The 26,012-nt window shown below is 63.0% G+C and carries 21 protein-coding genes, 1 tRNA gene and 1 pseudogene; 10 read left to right on the top strand and 13 right to left on the bottom strand.

Annotated elements, in window-relative coordinates; genetic code table 11:
- Positions 1-23 precede the first annotated feature (23 nt).
- Entirely contained in the window at positions 24-836 is an 813-nt protein-coding gene (locus tag MKD49_RS16745; RefSeq protein ID WP_252696864.1) for an alpha/beta fold hydrolase, read from the top strand.
- Positions 837-839: 3 nt separating this feature from the next.
- On the opposite strand, the pseudogene MKD49_RS16750 reads toward MKD49_RS16745, so the two are convergent.
- Together MKD49_RS16750 and MKD49_RS16755 are read right to left on the bottom strand one after the other, a co-directional pair.
- Positions 840-1,155, bottom strand: a pseudogene (locus MKD49_RS16750) (antibiotic biosynthesis monooxygenase).
- 25 nt (positions 1,156-1,180) lie between these two features.
- Entirely contained in the window at positions 1,181-2,107 is a 927-nt protein-coding gene (locus MKD49_RS16755; protein WP_252696865.1) for a LysR family transcriptional regulator, read from the bottom strand.
- A gap of 204 nt (positions 2,108-2,311) precedes the next feature.
- On the opposite strand from MKD49_RS16755, the gene MKD49_RS16760 reads away from it, so the two are divergent.
- Positions 2,312-2,812, top strand: coding sequence for a flavin reductase (locus MKD49_RS16760; RefSeq protein WP_252696866.1), 501 nt, complete (start codon positions 2,312-2,314; stop codon positions 2,810-2,812).
- A gap of 260 nt (positions 2,813-3,072) precedes the next feature.
- On the opposite strand, the gene MKD49_RS16765 is transcribed toward MKD49_RS16760, so the two are convergent.
- The 6 genes from MKD49_RS16765 to MKD49_RS16790 form a co-directional block, all read right to left on the bottom strand.
- On the bottom strand, positions 3,073-3,300 hold the full coding sequence (locus MKD49_RS16765; protein WP_034331331.1) for a formate dehydrogenase subunit delta: 228 nt from the start codon (positions 3,298-3,300) through the stop codon (positions 3,073-3,075).
- A 61-nt stretch (positions 3,301-3,361) separates the two neighbouring features.
- A complete protein-coding gene (gene fdhD / locus MKD49_RS16770) occupies positions 3,362-4,204 on the bottom strand; it encodes a formate dehydrogenase accessory sulfurtransferase FdhD (protein WP_252696867.1) in 843 nt (280 codons plus the stop codon).
- 79 nt (positions 4,205-4,283) lie between these two features.
- Positions 4,284-7,157 (bottom strand): formate dehydrogenase subunit alpha, encoded by a 2,874-nt coding sequence (gene fdhF / locus MKD49_RS16775; RefSeq protein ID WP_121038515.1) that lies wholly within the window; start codon positions 7,155-7,157, stop codon positions 4,284-4,286.
- 53 nt (positions 7,158-7,210) lie between these two features.
- On the bottom strand, positions 7,211-8,773 hold the full coding sequence (locus MKD49_RS16780) for an NADH-quinone oxidoreductase subunit NuoF (protein ID WP_252696868.1): 1,563 nt from the start codon (positions 8,771-8,773) through the stop codon (positions 7,211-7,213).
- On the bottom strand, positions 8,773-9,249 hold the full coding sequence (locus MKD49_RS16785) for a formate dehydrogenase subunit gamma (protein WP_252696869.1): 477 nt from the start codon (positions 9,247-9,249) through the stop codon (positions 8,773-8,775). Before MKD49_RS16785 ends, MKD49_RS16780 begins: the two co-directional genes overlap by 1 nt.
- A 487-nt stretch (positions 9,250-9,736) precedes the next feature.
- On the bottom strand, positions 9,737-11,383 hold the full coding sequence (locus MKD49_RS16790; RefSeq protein WP_121038509.1) for an OFA family MFS transporter: 1,647 nt from the start codon (positions 11,381-11,383) through the stop codon (positions 9,737-9,739).
- A gap of 229 nt (positions 11,384-11,612) precedes the next feature.
- Here MKD49_RS16790 and MKD49_RS16795 point away from each other — a divergent pair, with 229 nt between their 5' ends.
- Both MKD49_RS16795 and MKD49_RS16800 read left to right on the top strand, forming a co-directional pair.
- The gene (locus tag MKD49_RS16795) at positions 11,613-12,680 is read left to right on the top strand and encodes a substrate-binding domain-containing protein (RefSeq protein ID WP_034332988.1); all 1,068 of its coding nucleotides are present in this window, start codon (positions 11,613-11,615) and stop codon (positions 12,678-12,680) included.
- Between the two features lie 135 nt (positions 12,681-12,815).
- The gene (locus MKD49_RS16800; RefSeq protein ID WP_252696870.1) at positions 12,816-13,799 is read left to right on the top strand and encodes a LysR family transcriptional regulator; all 984 of its coding nucleotides are present in this window, start codon (positions 12,816-12,818) and stop codon (positions 13,797-13,799) included.
- Positions 13,800-13,809: 10 nt separating this feature from the next.
- Here the strand turns inward: MKD49_RS16800 and MKD49_RS16805 are convergent, their stop codons facing one another.
- The gene (locus tag MKD49_RS16805; protein WP_034332993.1) at positions 13,810-14,724 is read right to left on the bottom strand and encodes a LysR family transcriptional regulator; all 915 of its coding nucleotides are present in this window, start codon (positions 14,722-14,724) and stop codon (positions 13,810-13,812) included.
- 168 nt (positions 14,725-14,892) lie between these two features.
- Here MKD49_RS16805 and MKD49_RS16810 point away from each other — a divergent pair, with 168 nt between their 5' ends.
- The 4 genes from MKD49_RS16810 to MKD49_RS16825 all read left to right on the top strand — a co-directional run bounded on the left by MKD49_RS16810 (position 14,893) and on the right by MKD49_RS16825 (position 18,017).
- A complete protein-coding gene (locus MKD49_RS16810) occupies positions 14,893-15,831 on the top strand; it encodes a D-hexose-6-phosphate mutarotase (protein WP_134134807.1) in 939 nt (312 codons plus the stop codon).
- Between the two features lie 214 nt (positions 15,832-16,045).
- Positions 16,046-17,125 (top strand): tartrate dehydrogenase, encoded by a 1,080-nt coding sequence (locus tag MKD49_RS16815; protein ID WP_121038501.1) that lies wholly within the window; start codon positions 16,046-16,048, stop codon positions 17,123-17,125.
- A 287-nt stretch (positions 17,126-17,412) separates the two neighbouring features.
- Positions 17,413-17,853 carry a surface-adhesin E family protein gene (locus tag MKD49_RS16820; protein ID WP_121038499.1) on the top strand — a complete coding sequence of 147 codons (441 nt, stop codon included), beginning with the start codon at positions 17,413-17,415 and terminating at the stop codon, positions 17,851-17,853.
- Between the two features lie 79 nt (positions 17,854-17,932).
- Positions 17,933-18,017 (top strand) — tRNA-Leu (locus MKD49_RS16825).
- Between the two features lie 738 nt (positions 18,018-18,755).
- Here the strand turns inward: MKD49_RS16825 and MKD49_RS16830 are convergent.
- On the bottom strand, positions 18,756-19,664 hold the full coding sequence (locus MKD49_RS16830; protein ID WP_121038496.1) for a LysR family transcriptional regulator: 909 nt from the start codon (positions 19,662-19,664) through the stop codon (positions 18,756-18,758).
- A gap of 109 nt (positions 19,665-19,773) precedes the next feature.
- On the opposite strand from MKD49_RS16830, the gene MKD49_RS16835 reads away from it, so the two are divergent.
- Positions 19,774-20,580 carry a substrate-binding domain-containing protein gene (locus tag MKD49_RS16835; protein WP_252696871.1) on the top strand — a complete coding sequence of 269 codons (807 nt, stop codon included), beginning with the start codon at positions 19,774-19,776 and terminating at the stop codon, positions 20,578-20,580.
- Positions 20,581-20,637: 57 nt separating this feature from the next.
- The gene (locus MKD49_RS16840) at positions 20,638-21,945 is read left to right on the top strand and encodes an MFS transporter (protein ID WP_252696872.1); all 1,308 of its coding nucleotides are present in this window, start codon (positions 20,638-20,640) and stop codon (positions 21,943-21,945) included.
- On the opposite strand, the gene MKD49_RS16845 is transcribed toward MKD49_RS16840, so the two are convergent.
- The 3 genes from MKD49_RS16845 to MKD49_RS16855 all read right to left on the bottom strand — a co-directional run bounded on the left by MKD49_RS16845 (position 21,849) and on the right by MKD49_RS16855 (position 26,005).
- Complete coding sequence (locus tag MKD49_RS16845; RefSeq protein ID WP_252696873.1) at positions 21,849-23,507, bottom strand: methyl-accepting chemotaxis protein; 1,659 nt, start codon at positions 23,505-23,507, stop codon at positions 21,849-21,851. The genes MKD49_RS16840 and MKD49_RS16845 overlap by 97 nt on opposite strands.
- Positions 23,508-23,715: 208 nt before the next feature.
- Positions 23,716-24,789, bottom strand: a complete 1,074-nt coding sequence (locus MKD49_RS16850; RefSeq protein WP_121038485.1) for a porin — start codon at positions 24,787-24,789, stop codon at positions 23,716-23,718.
- A gap of 268 nt (positions 24,790-25,057) precedes the next feature.
- On the bottom strand, positions 25,058-26,005 hold the full coding sequence (locus tag MKD49_RS16855) for a PDR/VanB family oxidoreductase (RefSeq protein WP_204725164.1): 948 nt from the start codon (positions 26,003-26,005) through the stop codon (positions 25,058-25,060).
- Positions 26,006-26,012 lie beyond the last annotated feature (7 nt).

Consider the following 26,012-nt stretch of genomic DNA (forward strand, 5'->3'; position numbering starts at 1 on the left):
CACCGTGCCGGAGAGCCATTCCCATGTCCCCTGCCCTTCCCGCCCTCGTGCGCCAGTTCATCCCCACCAGCGCCGGCCCCCTGCACGTGGCCAGCATGGGCGAAGGTTTGCCCGTACTGCTGCTGCACCAGACCCCGCGTTCCTGGGACGAATTCCGCGATGTGCTGCCCCTGCTGGCGCAGCGCTACCGCCCCATCGCCATCGATACGCTCGGCTTTGGCGATTCCTGCAAGCCGCCACCGGCGGAGCACAGCATCGAGCGCTGGGCCGGCCTAGCGCTGGAAGTGATGGACCAGCTGGGCATCCGCAAGGCCGCCGTGCTCGGCCACCATACCGGCGCAGTCACGGCCATGGAAATCGCTGCGTCGGCTCCTGAGCGGGTGGCGGCGCTGGTGCTGTCTTCCTGTCCCTACAACGACGCAGCACGGCGCAGCGCGCACGCGGGCAAGCGCACCGTGGACGATGTGGAGATCCGTACCGATGGCGCGCACCTGCAGGAGTTGTGGCAGCGCCGCGAGCCCTTCTATCCGCAAGGCGATACCGACCTGCTCACGCGCTTCATGGTGGATGCCCTCAAGGCCGGACCGATGGCCTCGCATGGCCATATCGTGGTCCGCAACTATCCCATGGAAGATCGCATCGGCCTGGTCCGCGCACCCACGCTGGTGTTGCGGGCGGGACGCGATCCGCATGCGGCGCCCTACAGCGAACGCATCGCCCAGGCCATTGCCGGCAGCCAGTGGCGGACGCTGGACGACGGCATGGTCCCCATGCCGGACCAGATGCCAGGCCCCTTTGCTGAAGCGGTGATGGATTTCCTGCAGCGCAGTTGCTGAGGTTCAATCGCGGGTGAAGGCGCAATCCCGCTCGACCTTGCAGATCCGCGTCTTGTAGGCCTCGTACCACTGCTGGCGTCCCAGGCGCTGGGCCAGCTGGTGATCGAGGTCGCGTTTCCACGCGGCGATGGCCTCCAGGCTCGCCCAGTAAGACACGGTGATGCCCACCTCCTCGCGCGCCGACTCCAGCCCCAGGAAACCGGGCTGGCGCGACGCCGCCTCCACCATGGCCTCGGCCATCTCGCCATAGCCGTGATCGCCCTCCGGAAGTGAAGATGACGGCGTAATAGGGAACGTCTCCGGTGACGGCAATGCTCATGAAATGACTCCAGTACGGGGAAGGATCAGGCGTTCTCGACTTCGCGTCCGAACATCTCGATGAGCAGGCTGCGCAGCCACTGGATGCCCGAGTCCGCCGAGAAGCGCGTATGGGTGTAGATGCTCACCGGGATGCGCGGCATTTCCAGTGGCAGGTCCAGCAGCACGCAGGCCTCATCGACGTTGTGGCGCTCGGCGATGCTGCGCGGCAGGAACAGGGCCAGGTCGGTGTCGCGCACGATCTGCGGGGCCACGGTGAAGTGCGGCATGCGCAGCGCGAAATCGCGCTTCACGCCGGCATTGCGCAGCACATCCTCGGCCAGCTGGTGGCCGGTGGTATTGGTGTTGGCGTAGACGTAGCGCAGCTGCAGCAGGCTCTCCATGGTCAGCGGTTCGCCGGCCTGGGGATGGGTCTTGCGCAGCATGCAGACGTAGTCGTCATTGAGCACCAGCTGGCTCTGGCAATCCTCGGGCAGGCCCGGCAGGTAGCCGAAGGCCAGGTCGATGTCGCCGTTGCGCATGGCCGCGCCCAGATTTTCCATGGCCATCTGCTGGACTTCGATGGAAACGTGCGGAGCGGCGTGGGCCAGTTCTTCCATCAGCATGGGCAGCACGTGGCTGCAGGACATGTCCGACATGACCAGGTGGAAGGTCCGCGTGGCCGTGGCCGGATCGAAGCTGGCGTGGGTATGCAGGGCCTCGTGGATGATGCCCAGGGCGCGGGCGATGGGTTCATGCAGGCGGATCGCGGTCTCGGTGGGCACCATGGCACTGGTGCTGCGCACGAAGAGCGGATCATCGAACATTTCGCGCAAGCGGCGCAGGGCGTGGCTCACGGCGGGCTGGGTCAGGTGCAGGCGGTCGGCGGCAGCGGTGAGGCTACGCAGCTCCCAGATGACGATGAAGGTCTTGAGCAGGTTCAAGTCCACCGCGCCGATATTCATTTGCTTCATGCGGAACATTCCAGACAATCATTTGACCCGCCATTTGTGCAGGGTCTATTGTTCATCCCAGGACGCAGGCTTTCATAGGCGATGCGTTCTCCCTCTCACCTGCTGATCGACATCCGCCTGACGGCGCCGCAGACGACATTGCTGATGGCGCAAAGGATACGAAGCCTTGTGCCGGATGTCATCTCTTTTTTGGACGGACCTACCATGAAGCAAGATTTTCGCGACGCCATGGCGCGTCTCTCGGCTGCGGTCAACATCATCACCACCGATGGTCCTGCAGGACGCGCCGCCATGACGGTGAGCGCCGTCAGTTCGGTCTCCGACGAACCGGCCACGGTGCTGGTGTGCATCAACGTCAAGAGCGCCGCCCATCCCATCCTGGTGGGCAACGGACGGCTGTGCATCAACATCCTGGCCGGACATCATGAAGAGGTGGCGCGCATGATCGCCGGCATGACCGGGCTGGCTGCCGAAGAACGCATGGCGCAGGTCGGCTGGGAGATCGGCGACTACGGCCAGCCAGTGCTGCCCGATGCGCTGGCGGTGCTGGAGGGAGACATCGTATTGCAGCAGCAGGCGGGCACGCACAGCGTGCTGTTCGTGGAGATCCGGCATATCCGCCTGGCGGCATCGCAAGCCGATGGGCTGGCTTATTTTGGACGGCGCTTTCACCGGATTGCGGCGGAGGTGGCGTTGGCGGCGTGAAGCGATGAACACTGCGCAGCGCACTTGATGGCGGGCTTTTGGCGGGCTTTTGGCGGACTTTTTCGATTTTATTGCCGTGAAATTCACCTTTTAAATCAAAAGCTTATTGCGACTTTTTTACGGGTATTGGCGTGCAATTGGCGTTCTGACGATCATCTGCCGGCCGTCTGGTTGAGTTAGGCACTCGCACCCCACCGACGAAAAAAAAACCGCTCATCCAACTGAGCGGTTTCCTCGAAGTCACAAGCAAGGCAGCAGCCCTACACCGCCAACTGCTGCATATGCCGGTTCACTGCCTCCAGCACGATGGGATCCAAGCCCTCCCCTTGCGTCTTCTCGATATGCTCAAGGAAGGCCTTGCGCATGCGCGGCTCCCAGAAACGCTTGAGGTGCGAAGCCAGGTCGGCAATGGCCTGGTCGCGGTCCGGCATGGTGGAAAAGAAACTGCCGATCTGGTTGGCCATCTTGACCAGGTGTTCGATATTCATGGTGCGTCTCCTCCTGCTCTGTTCATCGATTGTCCGTCAATTCTTCATCCGCACCGCCGGCTCAACGCAAACGATGCGGCCGCGCATACACCACGTGGCCCTGCTTGCGCACGAAGCCCAGCAGCGTCACATCCGTCTCTTCGGCCAGCCGGATCGCCAATGCGGTCGGGGCTGATACGGCAGCGATGAAACCGATGCCGACCGTGGCCGCCTTCTGCACCATCTCGTAACTGGCCCGGCTGGTGATGATGGCCGCGCCCTGCGCAAAATCGGCCCCCTCTTCGGCCAGCGCGCCGATGAGCTTGTCCAGCGCATTGTGGCGGCCCACATCTTCGCGGACCAGCACGATGCGGCCCGACGCATCCATCCACGCGGCCGCATGCGTGGCACCGGTGGCCTGCTGCAAGTGCTGCCCGGCCTGCATCTGTTCGAAAGCTGCATGCACCTGCTCCACCGAAAACACCGCGCCACCGCGCACTGCCTGCGGATGCCGCACCGCCTGCTCCAGCGTCTCCGCACCACACAGGCCGCAGCCGGTGCGCCCGGTCAGGTTGCGGCGCTTTTCCTTGAGCGCCACGAAGCGCTCGGTGGCGATGCGCATCTGTACCTGCACGCCTTCGCAGCCGGGGACGATCTCGCATTCATACAGCTCGCCCGGCGCGGCCAGAATGCCTTCGGTGAGCGAGAAGCCCAACGCAAAATCTTCCAGGTCGGCGGGCGTGGCCATCATCACGGCGTGCGAGATGCCGTTGTATTCGAGGGCGATGGGGACTTCCTCGGCGACCACATCGTCGACCGTCTCGCGCTGGCCATCGCGCCAGCGATCTACCTGCACGCGGGCGAAGGTGGCGTAGTCGCCGGTGGTGTCGTCGATGACGGGGCTGCTGCTGTTGCGTGTGTTCATGCTGTCCTGCTGGATGCGGATGGGTTGGGCTCGTGTCTGCGGAAATCACGCCGGCACGGGCCCGTCAGGCCCGCGCCGCTTACTTCGTCACCAGGGGTTCCGCCGGCACCTCGCCCTTGAGCAGATCGAGCTGCGCACGGTTGAAGCGCTCGTAATGCTGCTGCCATTGCGAGGGCTGCGTCACCGGCATCACCTGCACCGCCGTCACCTTGTACTCGGGGCAGTTGGTGGCCCAGTCGGAGTTGTCGGTGGTAATGACGTTGGCACCCGATTCGGGGAAGTGGAAGGTGGTATAGACCACTCCCGGCTGCACCTTCTCGGTCACCGTCGCCCGCAGCACGGTCTGGCCTGCACGCGACTCCACGCCGACCCAGTCACCCTCGCGGATGCCACGGTCCTCGGCATCGTGCGGGTGGATTTCCAGCCGGTCTTCGCTATGCCATTGCGAGTTCTCGGTGCGGCGCGTCTGCGCGCCCACGTTGTACTGCGACAGGATGCGGCCGGTGGTCAGGATCAGCGGGTAACGCTGCGTCACCTTCTCGTCGGTGGCGAAATACTGCGTGTTGATGAACTTGCCCTTGCCACGGATGAAGCTGCCCACGTGCATGATGGGCGTGCCTTCCGGCGCTGCCTCGTTGCAGGGCCACTGGATGCTGCCGAGTTTTTCCAGCTTGTCGTAGCTCACGCCATGGAAGCTGGGCGTCAGGGCGGCGATCTCGTCCATGATTTCCGAGGGGTGATTGTACGGCATCGGGTAACCCAGCGCTTCGGCCAGGGCCACCGTGACTTCCCAGTCGGACTTGCCGGCCTTCGGCGGCATCACCTTGCGCACGCGCGAGATGCGGCGCTCGGCGTTGGTGAAGGTGCCATCCTTTTCCAGGAAGGACGAACCGGGCAGGAAGACATGCGCATACTTGGCCGTTTCGTTCAGGAACAGGTCCTGCACCACGATGCATTCCATGGCCTGCAAGGCCGCCGCGACGTGCTGCGTATTCGGGTCCGACTGGACGATGTCTTCCCCTTCGCAATACAGGCCCTTGAAGCTGCCATCGAGGGCCGCATCGAACATGTTGGGAATGCGCAGGCCCGGCTCCGGGTTCAGCGTCACGCCCCAGGCCTGTTCGAACTGGCCGCGCACGGTGGAATCCGAAATGTGGCGATAGCCCGGCAGCTCGTGCGGGAAGGAGCCCATGTCGCAGGAGCCCTGCACATTGTTCTGCCCGCGCAGCGGATTCACGCCCACGCCTTCGCGGCCGACGTTGCCGGTGCACATGGCCAGGTTGGCGATGCCCATCACGGTGGTCGATCCCTGCGCATGCTCGGTCACGCCCAGACCGTAGTAGATCGCGGCGTTGCCGCCGGTGGCATAGAGGCGCGCCGCGCCACGGATGATCTCGGCGGGCACGCCGGTGATGGCGGCCATGGCTTCGGGGGAATTGTCTTCGCGCAGGACGAACTCTTTCCAATCCTTGTATGACTGCAGGTCGCAGCGTTCCTGGATGTAGGACTCGTTCTGCAGGCCTTCCGAAAGGATCACATGAGCCAGCGCCGTGATGATGGCGGTGTTGGTGCCGGGGCGCAGCTTCAGGTGATAGTCGGCCTTCAGATGCGGCGACTTGACCATCTCGGTGGTGCGCGGATCGATCACGATCAGCTTGGCCCCCTGGCGCACGCGACGCTTGATCTGCGAAGCGAACACAGGATGGCCGGCGGCCGGGTTGGCCCCCATGATGAGGATGACGTCCGACTTCATCACCGATTCAAAGGTCTGCGTCCCGGCCGATTCACCCAGGGTCTGCTTCAGGCCATACCCGGTCGGCGAGTGGCAGACGCGGGCGCAGGTATCGACGTTGTTGTTGCCGAAGGCGGCGCGCACCAGTTTCTGGACCAGATAGGTTTCTTCGTTGGTGCAGCGTGAGGAAGTAATGCCGCCAATGGAATCCTTGCCGTGCTTGGCCTGGATGCGGCGGAACTCGCTGGCCGCGTAGGACAGCGCTTCTTCCCACGACACTTCGCGCCAGGGATCGTTGATGCTCTTGCGGATCATGGGATTCAGGATGCGGTCCTTGTGGGTCGCATAGCCCCAGGCGAAGCGGCCCTTGACGCAGGAGTGGCCTTGATTCGCTTTGCCATCCTTGTACGGCACCATGCGCACCACTTCATTGCCCTTCATCTCGGCCTTGAAGGAACAACCCACGCCGCAATAGGCGCAGGTGGTGACCTTGCTGTGCTCGGCCTGGCCCAGCATGATGACGGTCTTTTCCGTCAGCGTCGCGGTCGGGCAGGCCTCCACGCAGGCACCGCAGGAGACGCATTCGGATTCCATGAAGGCTTCCATCTGCCCCGCAGATACGCGCGACTCGAAACCACGGCCGTTGATGGTCAGCGCAAAGGTCCCCTGCGTTTCTTCGCAGGCGCGCACGCAGCGGTTGCAGACGATGCACTTGGAAGGGTCATAGGTGAAGTAGGGATTGGATTCATCCTTCTTCATGGTGGTATGGTTCTCGCCCTCGTAGCCATAGCGCACTTCGCGCAGGCCGACCACGCCGGCCATGTCCTGCAGTTCGCAGTTGCCGTTGGTGGGACAGGTCAGGCAATCCAGCGGGTGATCCGAGATGTAGAGTTCCATCACGCCACGCCGGATCTCGGCCAGCTTGGGGGTCTGCGTCTGCACCTTCATGCCCGGTTCGCAGGGCGTGGTGCAGGAGGCCGGATAGCCTTTCATCTTGCGGCCATCCTTTTCGATTTCCACCAGGCACAGGCGGCAGGAACCGAAGGGTTCCAGGCTGTCGGTGGCGCACAGCTTGGGCACGTTGATGCCGGCCTCGACCGAGGCGCGCATGACCGAGGTGCCGGCCGGGACCGTCACGGCCACGCCGTCGATCTCCAGCGTGACCAGGTTTTCCGAGGCACGTGCGGGGGTGCCGTAATCCGTTTCGTTGAGCTGATTCATGGTGCAACTCCTTGCATTCGCTGATGCGCTGATGCGCTAAATCGCTGATGGGATCAGGCTGCCTGTTCGCCGGGCGCGCCGAAGTCTTCGGGGAAATGGTTCAGGGCCGACAGCACCGGGAACGGCGTCATGCCGCCCATGGCGCAGAGCGAACCATTGACCATGGTGTCGCACAGGCTCTTCAACAGATGGATCTGCTGCGGCCGCTCCTCGTTGGCGATGATCTTGTCGATCACTTCCACGCCGCGTGTGGAGCCGATGCGGCAAGGCGTGCACTTGCCGCAGGATTCGACGGCACAGAATTGCATGGCGTAGCGAGCCTGTTTGGCCATATCGACACTGTCGTCAAACGCCACCAGCCCGCCATGCCCGATCATCGCGCCGATCGCGGCGAAAGCTTCATAGTCGAGCGGCGTATCGAATTGCGAGGGCGGCAGGTACGCGCCCAGCGGTCCGCCCATCTGCACCGCGCGGATCGGACGTCCCGAGGCACTGCCGCCGCCGAAATCCTCCAGCAGCTGGCGCAGCGTGAGACCGAACGCTTTCTCCACCAGGCCACCCTGTTTGATGTTGCCGGCCAGCTGGAAGGGCAGCGTGCCATGCGAGCGCCCTACGCCGTAGTCCTTGTAGAAGTCCGCACCACGCGCCAGGATCACCGGCACCGAGGCCAGCGAGATGAGGTTGTTGATGACGGTCGGCTTGCCGAACAGGCCCTCGATGGCGGGCAGCGGCGGCTTGGCGCGCACCACGCCGCGCTTGCCTTCCAGGCTTTCCAGCATGGCGGTTTCTTCGCCGCAGATGTAGGCTCCTGCGCCCTTGCGCACTTCCAGCCGGAAGGATTTGCCGGAACCGAGAATGTCATCGCCCAGGTAGCCATGCTCGGTGGCGATGGCGATGGCTTCGTTCATCGTCGCAATGGCATGTGGATATTCGGAGCGCACATAGATGTAGCCCTCGGTCGCGCCCACCGCGACGGCGGCAATGGTCATACCTTCGATCAGCGTGAAGGGATCGTCTTCCATGATCATGCGATCCGAGAAGGTACCCGAGTCGCCCTCATCGGCATTGCAGACCACGTACTTCTGCGCGGCCGGTGCGCGCAGCACGGTCTGCCATTTGATGCCGGTCGGGAAAGCCGCACCACCCCGGCCACGCAAACCCGAATCGATCATCTGCTGGACGATGGCCTCCGGTGTTTTGGCCAGCGCATTCTTCAATCCGGCATAACCTTCATGGGCCAGATAATCCTCCAGCGAAAGCGGATCGATGATGCCGACCCGTGCGAAGGTCAGGCGCTCCTGATTCTTGAGGAAGCCGATTTCTTCAGTCAGGCCCAGATGCAGCGTGTGCTGGCCTCCTGCGAGCAGCCCTGCATCGAAGAGGCCGCTGACATCCTCCGCAGCCACTGGCCCGTAGGCCACGCGGCCGGCTGCGGTGGCCACTTCCACCAGCGGCTCCAGCCAGAACATGCCGCGCGAACCGTTGCGCACCAGCTTGATAGACTGGCCGCGCTTTTGCGCTTCGGCAGCGATGGCGGCGGCGACTTCGTTGGCCCCCAAGGCCAGCGCGGTGGAGTCGCGCGGGACATAGATGGTCACGGTTTCGTGCGTACTCATCATGCCTCCCGCTTGGTCTGGATCAGGCGCTTGAATTTGTCGGCATCGACGCGGGCGTGCAGCTCGTCGTCGAGGGTGAGGTTGGGACCGATGGCGCACTGGCCCAGGCAATACACCGGTTCCAGCGTGAACTGGCCATCGGCGCTGGTTTCATGGAAACCGCAGCCCAGCACATTCTGCGCATGTTCAGCCAACGCTTCGCTGCCGCGCGCCTGGCAGGCCTCGGCACGGCACACCTGCACCACGTGGCGGCCGGCCGGTTCCTGGCGGAAGAAGTGATAGAACGAAATCACGCCATGCACCTCGGCGCGCGAGACGTTCAACTCGCCCGCAATCATCGGGACCGCATCGGCCGGGATGTAGCCGACCTTGTCCTGGATGCCGTGCAGGATGGGGAGCATGGCACCAGCCATGTCCTTGCGCTCGGCGATGATGCCGCGCACCGCCGCCACGTCGAAAACCTGTTGCCTCTTCATTGTTGCCTCCTGTGTTGCTTCGATGCGGTCCTGGTCCTTCTCCCGGAGGATCTTCTGCGGACCGCGCAAATGACGAATGAAAGGAAAGAGCCGCGCCTAGGGAGGAGCAGCCTGTGGAAAGCAGATCAAGGGATGGGGAGAACAATGCGGCGGCATGACGCTGCCCCGGTGAAGGGTGCGCACGGCCGTGCGAGATGAACCAGCTGGTCTCCGTTGTTGCATGTTCGCCCTGCCTTGATGGGTTGGTGTGAACACTGCGGATGCTGGCCTGCCCTTGCCGGGGACGGGCCATGCTCCTGTTTTTTGATAGTCGCTGACACAAGCTGCCCTGGTTCACGGGGCCATGGCAGCTTGTGTCAGCGGCTTTCGCCGCTGCGGTCCTGCGTGCAGGCCGGGTGGAGCCGGCCTGCGGGTGTAACAATGACTTGACTACAAATTCACTCGACTACGTAATCAAAAATTACATCGTCGTTGAGGTGTTGCACAATCAGCGGAACAGCACGGCCGACTTCTGCAGCACCAGGGTGATACCCCAGATCAGCGGAATGCCGACGGCCGCCCAGGCCAGGCCGATGACGACCGGGTTGCCGCCGCTGCCGATCTGCGACATGTCGCCCGAACCGGCGGTGACGGCTGCGTCGGCGGCCGACTTTTCGTGGGCCAGCTGCTTTTCACGGGCCAGTTCTTCCGGCGTCATGAAGTGCTTGGCGGCGACCGGGCGGATCAGCAGGTTGCAGATCAGGCCCAGCACCAGCATGCCGGCCAGGATGTACATGGTGGTGTTGTAGACCTCGTTCTTGGGCATGCCCAGGGACAGCTGGTACTCACGCATGTAGTTCACCACCACCGGGCCCAGGATGCCGGCGGTCGCCCACGCGGTCAGCAGGCGGCCGTGGATGGCGCCCACCATCTGGGTGCCGAACAGGTCGGCCAGGTAAGCAGGGACGGTGGCAAAGCCGCCGCCATACATCGACAGGATGATGCAGACTGCGCCGACGAACAGCGGGATGTTGCCGGCCTTGGCCGACCACGGCAGGCTCACGTACAGCACGAAGCCCAACACGAAGAAGATGGCATAGGTCATCTTGCGGCCGAAGAAGTCCGAGCACGAAGCCCATGCGAAACGGCCACCGATGTTGAACAGCGAGATCAGACCGGTGAAGCCGGCAGCCAGTGCCGCGATACCGGCCTTCTGCTCGACCGACAGGTCATTGAAACCGATGTCCACGCCCAGCAGCTTGCCGCCGAAGACTTCCTGCAGCATCGGCGAAGCGATGCCGATGACGCCGATACCGGCCGACACGTTCAGGCAGAGCACCAGCCACACCAGCCAGAACTGGGGAATGCCCCAGACCTTGGAGACGTGCACGTGGTTCTGGGTGATCATGGTCGCCGAGGACTTGGCCACCGGCGGGGTCCAGCCAGCCGGCTTCCAGCCGGTGGGCGGCACGCGGTAGCCGAAGGCACCGGCCATCATGAAGACGAAATAGATCACGGCCATGACCACGAAGGTTTCCCACACGCCCACGGAGGTGGGGGAGGCAAACTTCTTCATCAGCGCATCGGCCAGCGGGGTGCCGACCAGGGCACCACCGCCGAAGCCCATGATGGCCATACCGGTGGCCATGCCGCGACGGTCAGGGAACCACTTGATCAGGGTCGACACCGGCGAGATGTAGCCCAGGCCGAGACCGACGCCACCGATGACGCCGGAGCCCAGCCACATCAGCCAGATCTGGTGCGTCTTCACGCCCAGGGCCGAGATCAGCAGGCCGCCGCACCAGCAGATGGCAGCCACCACACCGGCCTTGCGCGGACCGGCGTGTTCCAGCCAGCCGCCCCACAGCGCAGCGGAGATGCCCAGCAGGACGAAGAACATCGTGTACATCCAGCCCAGCATGGAAATCTTCCAGTCACAGGTGGACGAGAAGACTTGCGCGAAGAAGCCGATATCGGCACCGCAAGCGATGGGCGCGGTCACGCCCAGGGCCTTGGACAGCGGCAGCCAGAACACGGAGAAACCGTAGGCCATGCCGATGCACAGGTGGATTGCGAGCGCTGCTGGCGGTACCAGCCAGCGATTGAAGCCAGGCTTGGCGACCGTGTGTTCCTTGTTCAGGAAATCGAAAGCCATTATTCCTCCGAATATTTTATGAGTGTGTGATGTGGGCAAATCGAAGGAAGGACTGCATCGCAAAGCCGGTAGGGGCGGATCGTGACACCGACCCATCTTTGCGGCGATATCCTTCTCTTTTCGTTTATTTATTTATGTACAACACCGCATATATTTTCTATCATTTATGCAGAGTGACGCGAAATTATCACCGATAAACGGCCGTTTCAATATGCTTTCTTTCACATAAATGTTCAAAGTCCACATCAAACCTCACTGGGAAATCGCCTACGACAACGAGGCGGCGCTGGACACGGCCAACTTGTTGACCCTGCTCACCGCGATCCAGCAGAGCGGCTCGATTGCGCGTGCCGCGCAATTGACGCGCTATTCCTATCGCCATGCCTGGGGCCTGCTGCGCGAGGCCGAGCGCCTGTTCGGCAACGCCCTCATTGAAAGCGGGCGTGGCCGCGGCACCACACTGACCGATTTCGCCAGCAAGCTGTTGTGGGCCGATCGCCTGGTGACGGCGCGTCTCTCCCCCACCCTCGACAGCCTGGCCTCGGAACTGGAAGTGGAGCTGGGCAAGACGGTGGAAGGCAAATCCGAGAAGGTGCGCCTGAATGCCAGCCACGGCTTTGCGGTGGCGGCACTGCTCAACAAGATCAATGAAGGCCGCCTGCCGGTGGAGGTACGCTACCGCCACAGCACCGATGCGGTGGCGGCGCTGTCGCGCCAGGAATGCGACCTGGCGGGCTTCCATGTGCCGCTGGGAGAATTCGAGAAACCGGCCATCGCCACCTATGCCAAGTGGCTCAACAAGCGCAGCGATTGCCTGATCCACCTGGCCATCCGCAACCAGGGCCTGTTCGTCGAGCCGGACAATCCCAAGGGCTTGCGCGGCCTGGCCGACCTCACCCGCACCGACCTGCGTTTCGTCAACCGCGAAGCCGGATCGGGCACGCGCATGCTGCTGGAACTGATGCTCAATGGTGCCGGCATCCCCCACAAGAAGATCAACGGTTTCGAGAACACCGAGTTCACGCACTCGGCGGTGGCGGCCTTCATCGCCAGCGGGATGGCCGATGTCGGCTTCGGCGTGCAGACGGCGGCGCATCGTTTCGGCCTGGGCTTCATCCCGCTGGTGCGCGAACGCTACTTCTTCGCGCTGCCGGCGGCGTCCTTGCAGGATCCGCTGATCCGCTCGGTGATCGATATCCTGCAATCGGACAGCTTCCGCAAGGTGGTCAACAACCTGGCCGGCTATGACGCCAACGACATGGGCAAGATCCAGACCATCAAGGAAGCCTTCGGCTGACCGGGTCCGGCCCGAGGCCACACTGCACCAAGCGCCGCTTGTGGGCGTGGGGCGAAGCGGCTACACTCGCGCCCCTGGCCTGCTGCCGTCCTGGCAGCAGGCCCTTCTCTTTTCGCTGCCACGCCTCCCTGCGCCATGAATTCCGCTGCAAGCCATTCCCCCGCCCTGCCTACTCCCCTGCCTGCGATGCCTGCACTGGCGGGCATGGATGCGCGCCTGCTGCGCCTGCTCGATGCGGTTCTCGATGAAGTCCATCTGGCGCGTGCTGCGGCGCGTGTGGGCCTGCCCCTGCCGGCCGCAGCCAGTGCGCTGGAACGGTGCCGTCAGTTGCTGCGTGATCCGCTGCTGGAAGATGGCGGCACGCAGATGCGGCTGACGGCCACGGCACAGGCGCTGCGTGAGTCGGTGCGCCAGCTGCTGGCCGGCGATGCGCAAGCGCAGACGGCCGGCCCGGCGCAGCAGGTGCCATTGCAAGCCGCAGTGGCGCAACGCGTGCGCATTCTCATGCCGGACTATCCGGCGCAGGTGGTAGCGCATGCGCTGTATCAGGAACTGGCTGCCGAGCTGCCGTCACTGGATCTGGAATTCCAGACCTGGCTGGGCGATGCCGATGCCGCCGCCCGACTGGAACGCGGGCAGACCGATCTGGTACTGGGTGCAACCAGGCCGACCGGCCAGCTGCGCGGACGTGAAGTGCTGCAGGAGCGCTGCGTGGCCGTGATGCGGCGCGATCATCCGGCAGCGCATGCGCTGACCTTGTCGCGCTGGCTCTCGTATCCGCATCTGCAGATCGCCTGCCACGACACGCTCAACCGCATGATCGACGAGCAGATCGCCATGCAGGGCCTGCGTCGTCGCGTGGGCATGGTGATCCCGAATTTCCTGATGGCTCCGGCGCTGCTGCAGGGCTCGGACCTGATCGCGGTCATGCCCATGCATTGCGTGCCGGCCGCTACCGCTGCGCATCCGGTGGCACTGACCTGTCTGCGCCCGCCGCTGCCGCTGGAGGCCCCACCGCTGCGCTTGCTGCAGCATCGCCGTCACGCGGAAGATGCCTCGGTGGCGCTGGTGGCGCAGGTGCTGGAGCGCATCGTGCGGCAGCGATTCGACGGACGTTGAATCCGCTCGTCTACACCGTCGCCGACGATGCCGTGACATCCAGATGCTTCTGCAGGAAGCGCACGCATTCCCGCACCTTGGCCGAATTCTTCAACTGCACCGGATAGACCGCACACAGGTCGGCCTCCTGGAAATACTGCGGCAGCACCCGCACCAAGCGCCCGCGCTTGAGGCTGTCGGCCACATCCCAGATCGAACGCAGGATGATGCCGTGCCCATCCACCGCCCACTGGTGGATGATCTCGCCGTGGTTGGAGGCCAGTCCACCGGACACCTTCACCGTCTCCTGTCCCTTGGGGCCCATCATGCGCCAGATCCCGAAGGACTGGTTGCGCTCGCGGATCACCAGGCACTGGTGCTGGCGCAGCGCAGCCAGGTCGGCGGGCGCGCCATGCTTCTTCAGATACGCCGGACTGGCGCACAGCACGCGCTGGCTGGGCAGGATGCGCTTGGAGAACAGGTGCGGCTCATGCCCCGCGCCCACCCGGATATCGAGGTCGATGCCCTCGTTGACCAGATCGATCTGCCGGTCCACCAGCTCCAGCTGTATCTTCAGTTCCGGATGTTCGCTGGCAAAGCGCGACAGCAGCGGCGACACCACCTTGCGCCCCAGGCCGAAACTGGTACTGATCTTCAACAACCCGCGCGGCACGCGCTTGGCGCTGCTGACGGTTTCCATCATCTGCTCGACATCATCGAGGATCTTGCGCGCCCATTCGTGGACATTGCCGCCGTCCTCGGTCATGACCACGCTGCGCGTGGTGCGATGGAACAGGCGCACGCCCAGCGCCTGTTCCAGCAGGGCGATGCGCTTGCTGATGTAGGCCGGCGAGGCACCGACCTCGCGCGCCGATTCGGCGAAGTTGCTGTGGCGGGCCACCACGCAGAACAGGCGCAGGTCTTCAAGCAGGGGAGAATTGTTCACGATATGTAGGCATTGGAGTCCACGATCTGTGAATTATAGCCCCGGACCGCCCTCCTCCCCCAACCTCGCGAGACGCAGCGCATCGCCTGCCCCAGCGGCCAATTTCCCGCAAGCGCCCGAAATGTGGCAGTCTTGCGCAATCGCAACGAATTCTCTTGGAGTAGCAGCATGAGCCTCATCGACGAACAGGAAGTCCCGCCCGATCTCCCTCATATCCAGCGCATCGAAGTCAATCAGCTGCAATGCCTGCGCGTGCAGACCGAGCGCGCCGAACTGCTGATCGCCGAGCAAGGCGCGCAGGTGCTGCGCTACCAGGTGCACGGCCAGGAACCGGTGATCTGGATGAGCGAGGAAGCCGCCTTCGAAGCCGGCAATTCGGTACGTGGAGGCATCCCGGTGTGCTGGCCGTGGTTCGGCGACCTCATGCGCAACCCGCCGCAAGTACAAGCGCTGCACGCTGGTGGCCGCCTGCCGGCGCACGGCCTGGTGCGCGGCATTCCCTGGCTGCTGATGGAAAACGCCATCGAAGGCGATACCGTGCGCCTGGTCCTGGCCATCCCGCCGACGACCGAATCGCCGGCCCTGCGCCACCTGCCGCCGGGCATCGAACTGCGCCTGGAAATCCTGCTGGATGACCGCCTGCACCTGAAACTCACCACCCGCAATGGCAGCGAACAGCACATCGCCCTCACGCAAGCGCTGCACAGCTACTTTGCGGTCAGCAGCATCCACAACGTGACGGTCGATGGCCTCGAAGGCCAGCGCTATATCGAAACGCTGGAAGGCTGGGCCGAGCGCGAGCAGAAGCGTCCGCTGGTGGTCAGCAGCGAGACCGACCGCATCTACCTGGACCTGCCGCCGCACCTGGCCATCCGCGACGAGGGCTGGAACCGCCGCATCCACATCGAAGCCAGCGGCTCGACCTCGGCCGTGGTCTGGAACCCGTGGGTGAGCAAGGCGCGCCGCCTGTCGCAGTTTGCCGATGATGCCTGGCAGCGCATGCTGTGCATCGAGACCGCCAACGTGATGGACGATCTGGTGGAACTGGAACCGGGCGCCGAGCACACCATGGGCGTGACCCTCTGGGGCGAGACGCTGGGCGGCTGACGCGGCCCTCGCAGCAGACTCACCCGAAAAAGGCAGTGCTGTCATGACGGCACTGCCTTTTTTCATGGCTGACGTTTTCTGCACTGTTCACGAATCGTGTTTTATAAAATCACCAGTTCGTGGATGATCCCGTGCGGGAAGCGATTTATGATGGCGGCACTTCATATACAGTCCCGGCAAGCCGGTTTCCCCTTTTTCCAGAGGAGCAGCAAGGATGAGCAAGACCCACAAGATCGCCGTCATCGCCGGTGACGGCATCGGCCAGGAAGTGATGCCCGAAGGCCTGCGCGCGGTCGAGGCCGCCAGCAAGAAGTTCGGCATCGACATCGAGTTCACCCATTTCGACTGGGCGCACTGCGGTTATTACGCGCAGCACGGCAAGATGATGCCGGATGACTGGTTCGATCAGTTGAAGGGTTTTGAAGCCATCTTCTTCGGTGCGGTCGGCTGGCCGGCCACGGTGCCCGATCACGTCTCGCTGTGGGGTTCGCTGCTGAAATTCCGCCGCGATTTCGACCTCTACGTCAACCTGCGTCCGGTGCGCCTGATGCCTGGCGTGCCCTGCCCGCTGGCCAACCGCAAGCCGGGCGACATCGATTTCTACGTGGTGCGCGAGAACACCGAAGGCGAGTACTCTGCCATCGGCGGCCGCATGTTTGAAGGTACCGAACGCGAGACGGTGATCCAGGAATCGGTGTTCAGCCGCAAAGGCACCGACCGCATCCTGAAGTTCGCTTTCGACCTGGCGCAGAGCCGTCCCAAGAAGCACCTGACCTCGGCCACCAAGTCCAACGGCATCGCCATCACCATGCCTTACTGGGATGAGCGCGTGGAAGCCATGGGCGCCAAGTATCCGGACGTGCGCCGCGACAAGTACCACATCGACATCCTGACCGCGCACTTCGTGCTGAACCCGGACCGCTTCGATGTGGTGGTGGCTTCCAACCTGTTCGGCGACATCCTCTCCGACCTCGGCCCGGCCTGCGCCGGCACCATCGGCATTGCGCCCTCGGCCAACATCAATCCGACGCGCGAGCTGCCGTCGCTGTTCGAGCCGGTGCACGGTTCGGCGCCGGACATCTTCGGCAAGAACATTGCCAACCCGGTGGCCACGATCTGGTCCGGTGCGATGATGCTGGACTTCCTGGGCAATGGCGAAGGCAAGTATCGCCAGGCGCACGATGCCATGCTGGCGGCCATCGAGGAGGTGCTGGTCAATGGACCGACCACGCCGGACCTGGGCGGCAAGAGCAATACGACCGAAGTGGGCAAGGCGATTGCTGCAGCGATCTGATCGCTGACCGGTCTTCATTGCAGCAACAAGTGGCTCGCCTGGTGCGGGCCATTTTTTCGTGGGGCATTTCATGCGGTGGGGCCATGTTCAATCGTAAAGGGCATGTTAGGATGGCCGCACTTTCATTTTTCGCGATCGATGAGTTGGACATGGCTGCAAGCCTGCGCATGACAGGACACCGCTTGCTGGTGGAGCTGCTCTTCTGGAGCATCACGCTGGTGCTGTTGCTGGAGGACGATGTCGCCATGCTGGCCATGATGCTGACCTGACGCGACGCCCTGCCCCACATGGATCCACGCTTTTCTTCTTTCCTCTCCGCACCCCGCCTGTCCCTTCTGCTGGCGACGGCACTGGCTGCGGCCTGCCTGCCGGCGCATGCCGAGTGGATGCCGCTGGGGGAGAACAACATCGGCAGCTTCTTCATCGACAAGGGCAGCATCGTCAACACGCGCAGCGTGCGGCAGGCGCAGATCCTGCTGAACTGGAACCGTCCGCAGCTGCTGATGGGCCAGGGCAGCAAGACGTATTACCTGTCGGAGATCTCGACCGCCTACTTTGACTGCACGGCGCGCCAGCTCGGCTTTGGCAGCCGCAAGATGTATGCGCAGGCCGATGGCAAGGGTCAATTGCTGCTGGCACCGCAGCTGGCGTATTCGGACGTGAAACTGCAGGATCCGATACCTGGTTCGACGGGGGAACGGGCGATTGAGGCGGTGTGCGGTAAATAATTTTCACATCAGTGGTGCACCGGGGGTCTTCAGGGCTTGCCCGGCAAAGCGAAATCGGTAATAATCGCTGGCTCGCGTCGCCGGGATGGCGGAATAGGTAGACGCACGGGACTCAAAATCCCGCGCCGCAAGGCGTGCCGGTTCGATTCCGGCTCCCGGCACCACAGAATTGTTCGATGCAGTACCGAGATGTTTGAAAGCCCGCAGTGTCCGATGACACTGCGGGCTTTTTGTTGTTCAAGTCCGTCCAGGGACCTGGCATCAGCGTTCTTCCTGGCCCTGGAAGACGTAAAAGTTTTTTGGTGCGCAGCTCGAGAATGATTTCTCCGAAGACTGGCTCGCCGTCGCTACCGCTGTCTGTCCATGGATGATTTCCGTTGACCTGCGCCGTTCGTCAAGGACTTCATTCTTCATGCATCGCGAGATCGCCTGCCAGCAGGGCCAAGGATGGATCCTGTACCAGTCCGGCTATCCATTTGTCCGGGAAGGCCCGCCCTCTCGGGAGCGAAAATAATTTTCTGCAGCAAGCAGTATCATTTTTCCGCCCACGGCTATATAATCGCCCCCTCTTCGAAAAAAGACCGCCGCAACCGCGCGCTCCAGCGCATGCCGCCACCCCGTTTTTCGACAGGCAGCGAGTCATGGACAACAGCATCAACCGCAGGTCCGGATTGCAAAGAATACAAACAAAAAGGCCCTCGCTTGCGAGGGCCTTTTTTATGGCCAGCGGTTTTGCAAATAATTTGCGCAACCCCGCCAGAAACCGCGCCAACGCTGGAAACTTATCCCCGTTTTATGTGCATAAACTTGTGGATAAGCCATTTTCACCCCACGCAAGTGCCGTCCCCGCCTGCCCTCCCAATAAACCGCACAAAATTTAGGCAGCCCTGTGTACCAGAAAATCATTTACGCGGCTTGCTCGCCATCGCCTCGCGCAAGGCTTGCGCCAGCGTCGCGGCCGCCGGTTTCAGGACCCGTCCCTTCAAGGTAATCAAGCCCATCGCCCGGCTCAAGACCGGACTGGTCACCGGCCGCGCCACAATGCCCTTGTAGGGCGCATTGCGAATGGCCAGCTCCGGCAGCAAGGCCACCCCAAGCCCGGCGGCGACAAGGCTGATGGCCCCGGCCACGTGATTGGTCTCATACTGGATCACCGGCCGCTGCGGTACCCGCGAGAAGGCATTGTCGATCAGGCTGCGGTTGCCGCTGCTGGAGGAGACCGACACCAGCTTCTCCCCCGCCAGGGACTTCCAGTGCAAGCTGCTCTGCGCAGCCAGCGGATGATGAGCCGGCATCACCGCCAGATAACGTTCGCGCGTCAATTCCTGGAAATCGATCTCGGCTTCCTGCGCGCCGATGAAGTTCACGCCGAAATCGGCCTCGCCCTTGCGCACGCTCTCCAGCACCTCCGCCGCATTTTCGTCGATGATGCGCACCCGCACATTGGGATGCGTGCGCGCGTACGGTTTCAATACCAGCGGCAGCAAATTGTTGGCCACCGAGGGCACGCAGGCCACCGTCACGTGTTCGCGCCGATGCGCCATGCCCTGCTCCACGCTCCTGACGGCCAGCTCCAGTTCATCCATCACGGCTTGGGCATGCACCAGAAACAATTCACCGGCAGGGGTGAGCGAGACGCGCCGGGTGGTGCGATCGAACAGTCTTTCCTGCAAGGCCTGCTCCAGGTTCTCGATGCGGCGGCTCAGTGCCGGTGCCGTAATGAACAGACCCTCAGCCGCCGCCCGAAAGCTTGACTGGCGCGCGACGGCGAGAAAGGCCTGCAATTCGGCGGTCTCGATATTGATGCGCATTTTTTATCAATCCCCAGAATAATTGCAATTAACTTTTCAACGGATTCTACGCAAACTGCCGGGTTTCATCCCTCACCACGACGAAATACATCGTCATCAGGAGATCCGCATGATCCGTTCCAACTCCACCGCACGCTGTGTGCGCACCTCCCTCTTCCAGCGCAGTGTCCTGGCCCTGGCACTGGGTGCCGTCACTTCGCTGGCCTCTGCCGCCGACCTGCACGTGGTCAGCTCGGGTGGCTTTGCCGCCGCCTACAAGGCACTGGCCCCCGCCTTCGAAAAGAAGACCGGCCACAAACTCATCTCCGGCTGGGGCCCGTCCATGGGAGAAACCCCGCAAGCCATTCCCAATCGCCTGCAACGCGGCGAACAGATCGACGTGGTCATCATGGTCGGCGACTCGCTGGACAAGCTGGTGGCCGAAGGCAAGGTTTCCAAGTCCGAGCACAAGCTGCTGGCCCTCTCGCGCATCGGCCTGGCCGTCAAGGCCGGTGCCCCCAAGCCTGACATCTCCAGCATCGACGCCTTCAAGCGCACCCTGCTGACCGCCCATTCGGTGGTCTACTCCGACAGCGCCAGCGGCGTGTTCCTCTCCACCAAGCTCTTCAAGCGCCTGGGCATCGACCAGCAGATGGCCTACAAGGGCCGCATGATTCCGGCCGAACCGGTCGGTGAAGTGATCGCCCGCGGCGATGCCGAAGTGGGCCTGCAGCAGATCTCCGAGCTCAAGCCGGTCAAGGGCATCGACATCATCGGACCGATCCCCGAGAGCGCCCAGCAGATCACCCCCTTCTCCGGTGGCGTCGTGGTCGGCACCCACGAGCCCAAGGCCGCCAGGGAACTGCTGGACTTCCTGGCCTCGCCCGAAGCCATCGACGCCATCAAGGCATCCGGCCTGGACCCCGCGCCTCGCTGAAGAATGTGAAGGAAGGCGTCCAAGTACTGCCTCAAAGAGAGAAAGAGAGAGACCGACATGAACACAACAACCAAAACAAGCAGCACCGCCAAGCACTCCAAGCTGTCCACCGTCCTGCGGGTGACCAGCGGCAACTTCCTGGAGATGTTCGACTTCTTCCTGTATGGCTTCTATGCCAGCTACATCTCCAGGACCTTCTTCCCGTCGGACAACGAGTTCGTCTCGCTGATCCTGACCTTCGGCACCTTTGGTGCGGGCTTCCTGATGCGCCCCCTGGGCGCCATCATCCTGGGCAGCTACATCGATCGGGTAGGCCGTCGCCAGGGCTTGATCGTGACGCTGGCCATCATGGCCATCGGCACCTTGCTGATCGCCTTCGTGCCCGGCTATGCCACCATCGGCATCGCGGCACCGATCCTGGTGCTGACGGGACGATTGCTGCAGGGCTTCTCGGCGGGGGTGGAGCTGGGCGGCGTGTCGGTCTATCTGGCCGAGATGGCCACGCCCGGCAACAAGGGCTTTTACGTGAGCTGGCAGTCGGCCAGCCAGCAGGCGGCCATCATGGCGTCCGCCTTGATCGGCTATCTGGTCAGCCAGTGGCTGTCGCCGCTGCAGATCAGCGAATGGGGCTGGCGCATTCCCTTCTTCATCGGCTGCATGATCGTGCCGGCCATCTTCATCATCCGCCGCTCGCTGCAGGAAACGGAAGAATTCATGGCCCGCAAGCACCATCCGAGTTTTGCGGAAATCATGGCCTCGATCGCCCAGAACTGGAAGATCGTGGTGGCCGGCATGATGATGGTGGTGATGACGACCGTGTCGTTCTATCTGATCACGATCTACACGCCGACCTTCGGCAAGACGGTGCTCAAGCTGTCGGCCTCCGACAGTCTCATCGTGACCTTCTGCGTGGGCTTGTCCAACTTCTGCTGGCTGCCCGTCATGGGCGCACTGTCGGATCGCGTGGGCCGTCGTCCGGTGCTGGTGGCCTTCACGTTGCTGACCTTGCTGACGGCGTATCCGATGATGTCCTGGCTGGTCGCCGACATCAGTTTCAAGAACCTGCTGATCACCGAGCTGTGGCTGTCCTTCCTCTATGCCAGCTACAACGGCGCGGCAGTGGTGGCGCTGACTGAAGTGATGCCGGCGCACGTGCGCACGGTCGGCTTCTCGCTGGCCTACAGCCTGGCTACCGCGATCTTCGGCGGCTTCACGCCGCTGGTCTCGACCTGGCTGATCGAGTCGACCGGCGACAAGGCCGCCCCTGGTTACTGGATGAGCTTTGCGGCGGTCTGCGGGCTGATCGCGACGCTGGTGCTGTATCGGGGCAAACCGGCAACGGCATCCGCAAGCTCCACTGCCTGAGCAGCCTCTTCCGGTGGCAGCAGCGGCAGCCGGAACACGCCCACCAGTTCGCGCAGCCGCTGCGACTGCTGCTGCAAGGACTGCGCAGCCGCAGCCGCCTGTTCCACGAGTGCGGCATTCTGCTGCGTCGTCTCATCCATGTGCACGATGGCCTGATTGACCTGTTCGATGCCGGTACGCTGTTCCTGGGTAGCGTCACTGATCTCCCCGACGATGTGCGAAACGCGCTGCACGCTGATCACCACGTTTTCCATCGTCGAACCGGCCTGCTCCACCAGACGTCCACCGGCATCCACCTGCGCCACTGAATCATCGATGAGCGCCTTGATTTCCCTGGCGGCGCCGGCGGAACGCTGGGCCAACGAACGCACCTCCGAGGCGACCACCGCAAACCCCCGGCCTTGTTCACCGGCGCGTGCCGCTTCCACCGCTGCGTTCAAGGCAAGGATGTTGGTCTGGAAGGCGATGCCATCGATCACGCCGATGATGTCGACAATGCGGCTCGAGGCTTGGCTGATACCCGCCATGGTTGCCACCACCTGCTGCACCACCGCACCGCTGCGCGCAGCCACTGTCGCGGCTTCGGCTGCGAGCTGGTTGGCCGCCTTGGCGTTGTCCGCGGTCTGGCGCACGGTGGAGGTGAGTTCTTCCATCGCGGCGGCGGTCTGCTCCAGCGACCCTGCCTGCTGCTCGGTACGCGAAGAGAGATCGAGATTGCCGCCGGCGATCTCGGAGGATGCAGTGGCAATGGTCTCGGCCCCCCTTCGTACCTCGCCCACGATGCCGGTGAGACTGCCATTCATCTGGCGCAACGCCTCCAGCAACTGGCCGAGCTCGTCCCGCCCCCCCGGTTCGATACGACTGTCGAGGTTGCCATGGGCCACCTGCTGCGCCACCCCGACCGCATGCCGCACCGGGCGGGTGATGGAACGCGTGATCCACCACGCGCACGCACCGCCGGATGCCACTGCCAGCAGGGCGATGGCCAGCATGATGCGTGTCTTCTGGTGATACTGCGCGGCGGCTTCTTCACCGCTGCGCTCCATCATTCGCGTACCAACGGCGATGTAGCCCTTCAGCCGCGCGATGGTGTTCTCCTGATCCTGGCGCAGGGTGGTCAGCAGAAATTCGGTGGCATCCATGGTAGCACCGGTGGAAGCCAGTTGCAGGAAGCGCTGCTGTCCCTCGTAATACTTGCTACGCAAGGCGAGGATGTCGGCAAATGATTTGCGGCCTTGCTCGCTGGACAGGCGCGCCTGCAACTGGTCCAGAGTGGCCGTGATGGCCGCTTCGCCCTTGGCGATGCGGGCAATCTCCTCGGTCAGCTTCTGATGGTCGTCCAGCAGTAGCAGGTTGCGCATGGCGCTGGCGTTTTCACTGATGCGCAAGAGCACGTCATTGGCCAGCAGGACCTGCGGGTATCGGTCCTCGACGATGCGGCGCGTATCCTGGTGCAATGTGAACAGACTGGCGATGGCCAGGACCGTAATGCCGGTCAGCAGCGCCAGCACCAGGCCGAAGCCCAGCGAAAGACGTGTACCCAGTTTGAGGTGTGCAAGCATGAAGACTCTCCGCGACGCAAGAATGCCGGCGGACGCGGCAGCGGTGCCGTCCGGCAATCAATCCGGTATGGATAAAAAAATGGCGGAGAAAACTGCTTCTCCGCCCAAGGCACTACGAAGCGCCCATCCGCTCCAGGAGGGGCGCACGCAAGACCAGACTATTCACAGAAGGTAAAGCGGCCCTCGGCATGAGAGCCTGTTCCGGACATCAGAACGAGTGGTGCATACCGATGGTGGTGACCAGTTGGCCCTGCCCACCGGAGACTCCGGTGGCACCGGAGGCGCCGGTACCGTTCATGACGGCAAAGCGTGCATCGCCACCGGCACGCTGGTAAGCCGCCTGCACGTACCACTGGGTGCGCTTGGAGAATTCATGCACATGAGACAGACTGAAGGTGTTCCAGCGTGCGCCCTCCAGCTTGGAGAGACCGTAGCCGAAGTTGATGGTATCGAGCGTTGCGTAGCGCCACGCCGCACCCAGATCCAGGTTCTTCTGCTTGGGCGTGGCACCGCTGGGCAGGGCCAGCTTGACTTGCGTGTAGGCCGTATTCAGACGCACGTTGCCAATGGTGTAGCCCAGGCCGCCGGCCGTCGTGGTCAGACTGTTGAAGACCGTCCCCGCATTGCCCAGACCCACGCTGGTGAGGAAGGTCCCGGCAAATCCTGCAGCACGATTGTTCAGCTTCGAATAGGCCAGCGCCGCACGGAACGGACCATTGGTGTAGGTGCCGCCCGCACTGACGTTGCGGCCATTGCTGCTGTCCCCTGCCACTTCACCGAAGCCGTACATCAGGCTGCCCTGAAAACCACCCAGGGTTGGAGAGGTATAGCGCACGGCATTGTCGAACTGGTAGGTGTTGGCCAGGCTGTCCAGGTTACCCGGATGGAACAGATACCAGTTGGTCAGCTGGAAGCCGTTGGACAACTTGCCCACGTAGTCGAACACGACGTCGGGCATGTGGCCCAGGGTGACTGCACCGAAGTCACCTGACAGGCCGATGGTGCTGTAACGGTTGAACAGCTTGGACGAATTGGGGGTAGCACCACTATCGGTGTAGAAGCCGGCTTCGAGCTGGAAGATGGCCTTCAGGTTGCCTCCCAGGTCCTCGGTCCCGCGAAAGCCGATGCGGTCCGGCTGCATCGTGCCCTGATCCAGGCGCGATACCGAGCCGCCATTGAGGTTGTTGATATAGGCTACGCCAGCATCGAGACTGCCGTAGATGGTCACGCTGCTCTGCGCAAAGGCTCCTGCCGACAGACAGGAGGCCGCTGCGGCCATCATTAACTTCTTCATCAAACTCCCCTTCAACGAATAAAGTCCAAACACGCGGCCAGGCCGCATTCACTCACTGCTCCCCTGTGCCCCGTGCGCAGGAAAGGTGACTTCTGCCGGCAAGGCCGCCGCTGCATGGTCAGCGGGCAGCACAGGCTTGCCGGATGGCCCGGGTCCGGTGATATTTGTTTCACCTATGGATCGCCGTTCCAAAAATTTTTCGAGCTCAAAAAAATGCCCGGTGCCGGAGCACGGGCACGGTCCTGCGCAACAGTGGCTAAAGATCCAGCACCAGGCGCTGCCCCTTGCAGCCGGAAACGCACACCATCATGGTCTTGCCGGCGGCGCGCTCGGCCTTGCTGAGGACGCCGTCGCGATGCTCCGGTTCGCCTTCCAGCACACGCGTCTCGCAGGCACCGCACACCCCTTCGCGGCAGCTGTGGTCGACCGCGATGCCAGCATCGAGCAGGGTATCCAGCAACGATTTGCCGGCCGGCACCGTGAGGCTGGATTTGCTGCGCACCAGTTCGGCGACATAGCTGCCGTGTTGGACGGGTGCCACTTTCTCGGCGGCGAAGCGCTCGATGTGCACGTTGGGCAGACCCAGTTCTTCGCACAGACTTTCAAAGGCGTTGAGCATGGGAGTCGGTCCGCAGCAATAGAAATGCGACTCCTTCGGATAGGCCCCCAATACGGCACGCAGATCAGGCGCGGTACCAGCCTCGTCATCAAAATGGCTGCTCACGCCCGGCTGCCCCAGCAGTTGGGCGGTGAAAGCGGCTTCCTTGCGGGAACGGGCGCAGTAGTGCAGTACCGCTTCCTTGCCCTGGGCCCGCAGGTGGTGATACATGCAGGAGATCGGCGTGATGCCGATACCGCCGGCGATCAGCACCGACAGGGGTGCCGCTTCCTCCAGCGGAAAATTGTTGCGCGGAACCGAGATGGAAAGCGTCGACCCGACCCGCAATTGTTCGTGGACATAGCGCGATCCGCCGCGACTGGCACGGTCGTGGAGCACGCCAACCACATAGCGATGACGCTCGGCCGGTGAATTCGACAGCGAATAGCTGCGCACCAGACCGTTGGCCAGATGCAGGTCGATGTGCGCACCGGCCTCGAAAGCCGGCAACTCGCCGCCGTCGGGCAGGCACAGTTCGACGCTGACAACGCCTTGCGCCTCGAAGCGCATGGCCTGCACACGGACGGAAAGAAGAGGACTGCTCATGAATGCA

Source organism: Herbaspirillum sp. WGmk3, assembly GCF_023952535.1.
GTDB classification, from domain to species: domain Bacteria; phylum Pseudomonadota; class Gammaproteobacteria; order Burkholderiales; family Burkholderiaceae_D; genus Herbaspirillum; species Herbaspirillum huttiense.

Excerpts from the sequence above, each read along its gene's own strand:
- MKD49_RS16745 (WP_252696864.1), top strand. The coding sequence starts at position 24 with ATGTCCCCTGCCCTTCCCGCCCTCGTGCGCCAGTTCATCCCCACCAGC.
- MKD49_RS16755 (WP_252696865.1), bottom strand. The coding sequence starts at position 2,107 with ATGAAGCAAATGAATATCGGCGCGGTGGACTTGAACCTGCTCAAGACC.
- MKD49_RS16760 (WP_252696866.1), top strand. The coding sequence starts at position 2,312 with ATGAAGCAAGATTTTCGCGACGCCATGGCGCGTCTCTCGGCTGCGGTC.
- MKD49_RS16765 (WP_034331331.1), bottom strand. The coding sequence starts at position 3,300 with ATGAATATCGAACACCTGGTCAAGATGGCCAACCAGATCGGCAGTTTC.
- fdhD (WP_252696867.1), bottom strand. The coding sequence starts at position 4,204 with ATGAACACACGCAACAGCAGCAGCCCCGTCATCGACGACACCACCGGC.
- fdhF (WP_121038515.1), bottom strand. The coding sequence starts at position 7,157 with ATGAATCAGCTCAACGAAACGGATTACGGCACCCCCGCACGTGCCTCG.
- MKD49_RS16780 (WP_252696868.1), bottom strand. The coding sequence starts at position 8,773 with ATGAGTACGCACGAAACCGTGACCATCTATGTCCCGCGCGACTCCACC.
- MKD49_RS16785 (WP_252696869.1), bottom strand. The coding sequence starts at position 9,249 with ATGAAGAGGCAACAGGTTTTCGACGTGGCGGCGGTGCGCGGCATCATC.
- MKD49_RS16790 (WP_121038509.1), bottom strand. The coding sequence starts at position 11,383 with ATGGCTTTCGATTTCCTGAACAAGGAACACACGGTCGCCAAGCCTGGC.
- MKD49_RS16795 (WP_034332988.1), top strand. The coding sequence starts at position 11,613 with ATGTTCAAAGTCCACATCAAACCTCACTGGGAAATCGCCTACGACAAC.
- MKD49_RS16800 (WP_252696870.1), top strand. The coding sequence starts at position 12,816 with ATGAATTCCGCTGCAAGCCATTCCCCCGCCCTGCCTACTCCCCTGCCT.
- MKD49_RS16810 (WP_134134807.1), top strand. The coding sequence starts at position 14,893 with ATGAGCCTCATCGACGAACAGGAAGTCCCGCCCGATCTCCCTCATATC.
- MKD49_RS16815 (WP_121038501.1), top strand. The coding sequence starts at position 16,046 with ATGAGCAAGACCCACAAGATCGCCGTCATCGCCGGTGACGGCATCGGC.
- MKD49_RS16820 (WP_121038499.1), top strand. The coding sequence starts at position 17,413 with ATGGATCCACGCTTTTCTTCTTTCCTCTCCGCACCCCGCCTGTCCCTT.
- MKD49_RS16830 (WP_121038496.1), bottom strand. The coding sequence starts at position 19,664 with ATGCGCATCAATATCGAGACCGCCGAATTGCAGGCCTTTCTCGCCGTC.
- MKD49_RS16835 (WP_252696871.1), top strand. The coding sequence starts at position 19,774 with ATGATCCGTTCCAACTCCACCGCACGCTGTGTGCGCACCTCCCTCTTC.
- MKD49_RS16840 (WP_252696872.1), top strand. The coding sequence starts at position 20,638 with ATGAACACAACAACCAAAACAAGCAGCACCGCCAAGCACTCCAAGCTG.
- MKD49_RS16845 (WP_252696873.1), bottom strand. The coding sequence starts at position 23,507 with ATGCTTGCACACCTCAAACTGGGTACACGTCTTTCGCTGGGCTTCGGC.
- MKD49_RS16850 (WP_121038485.1), bottom strand. The coding sequence starts at position 24,789 with ATGATGGCCGCAGCGGCCTCCTGTCTGTCGGCAGGAGCCTTTGCGCAG.
- MKD49_RS16855 (WP_204725164.1), bottom strand. The coding sequence starts at position 26,005 with ATGAGCAGTCCTCTTCTTTCCGTCCGTGTGCAGGCCATGCGCTTCGAG.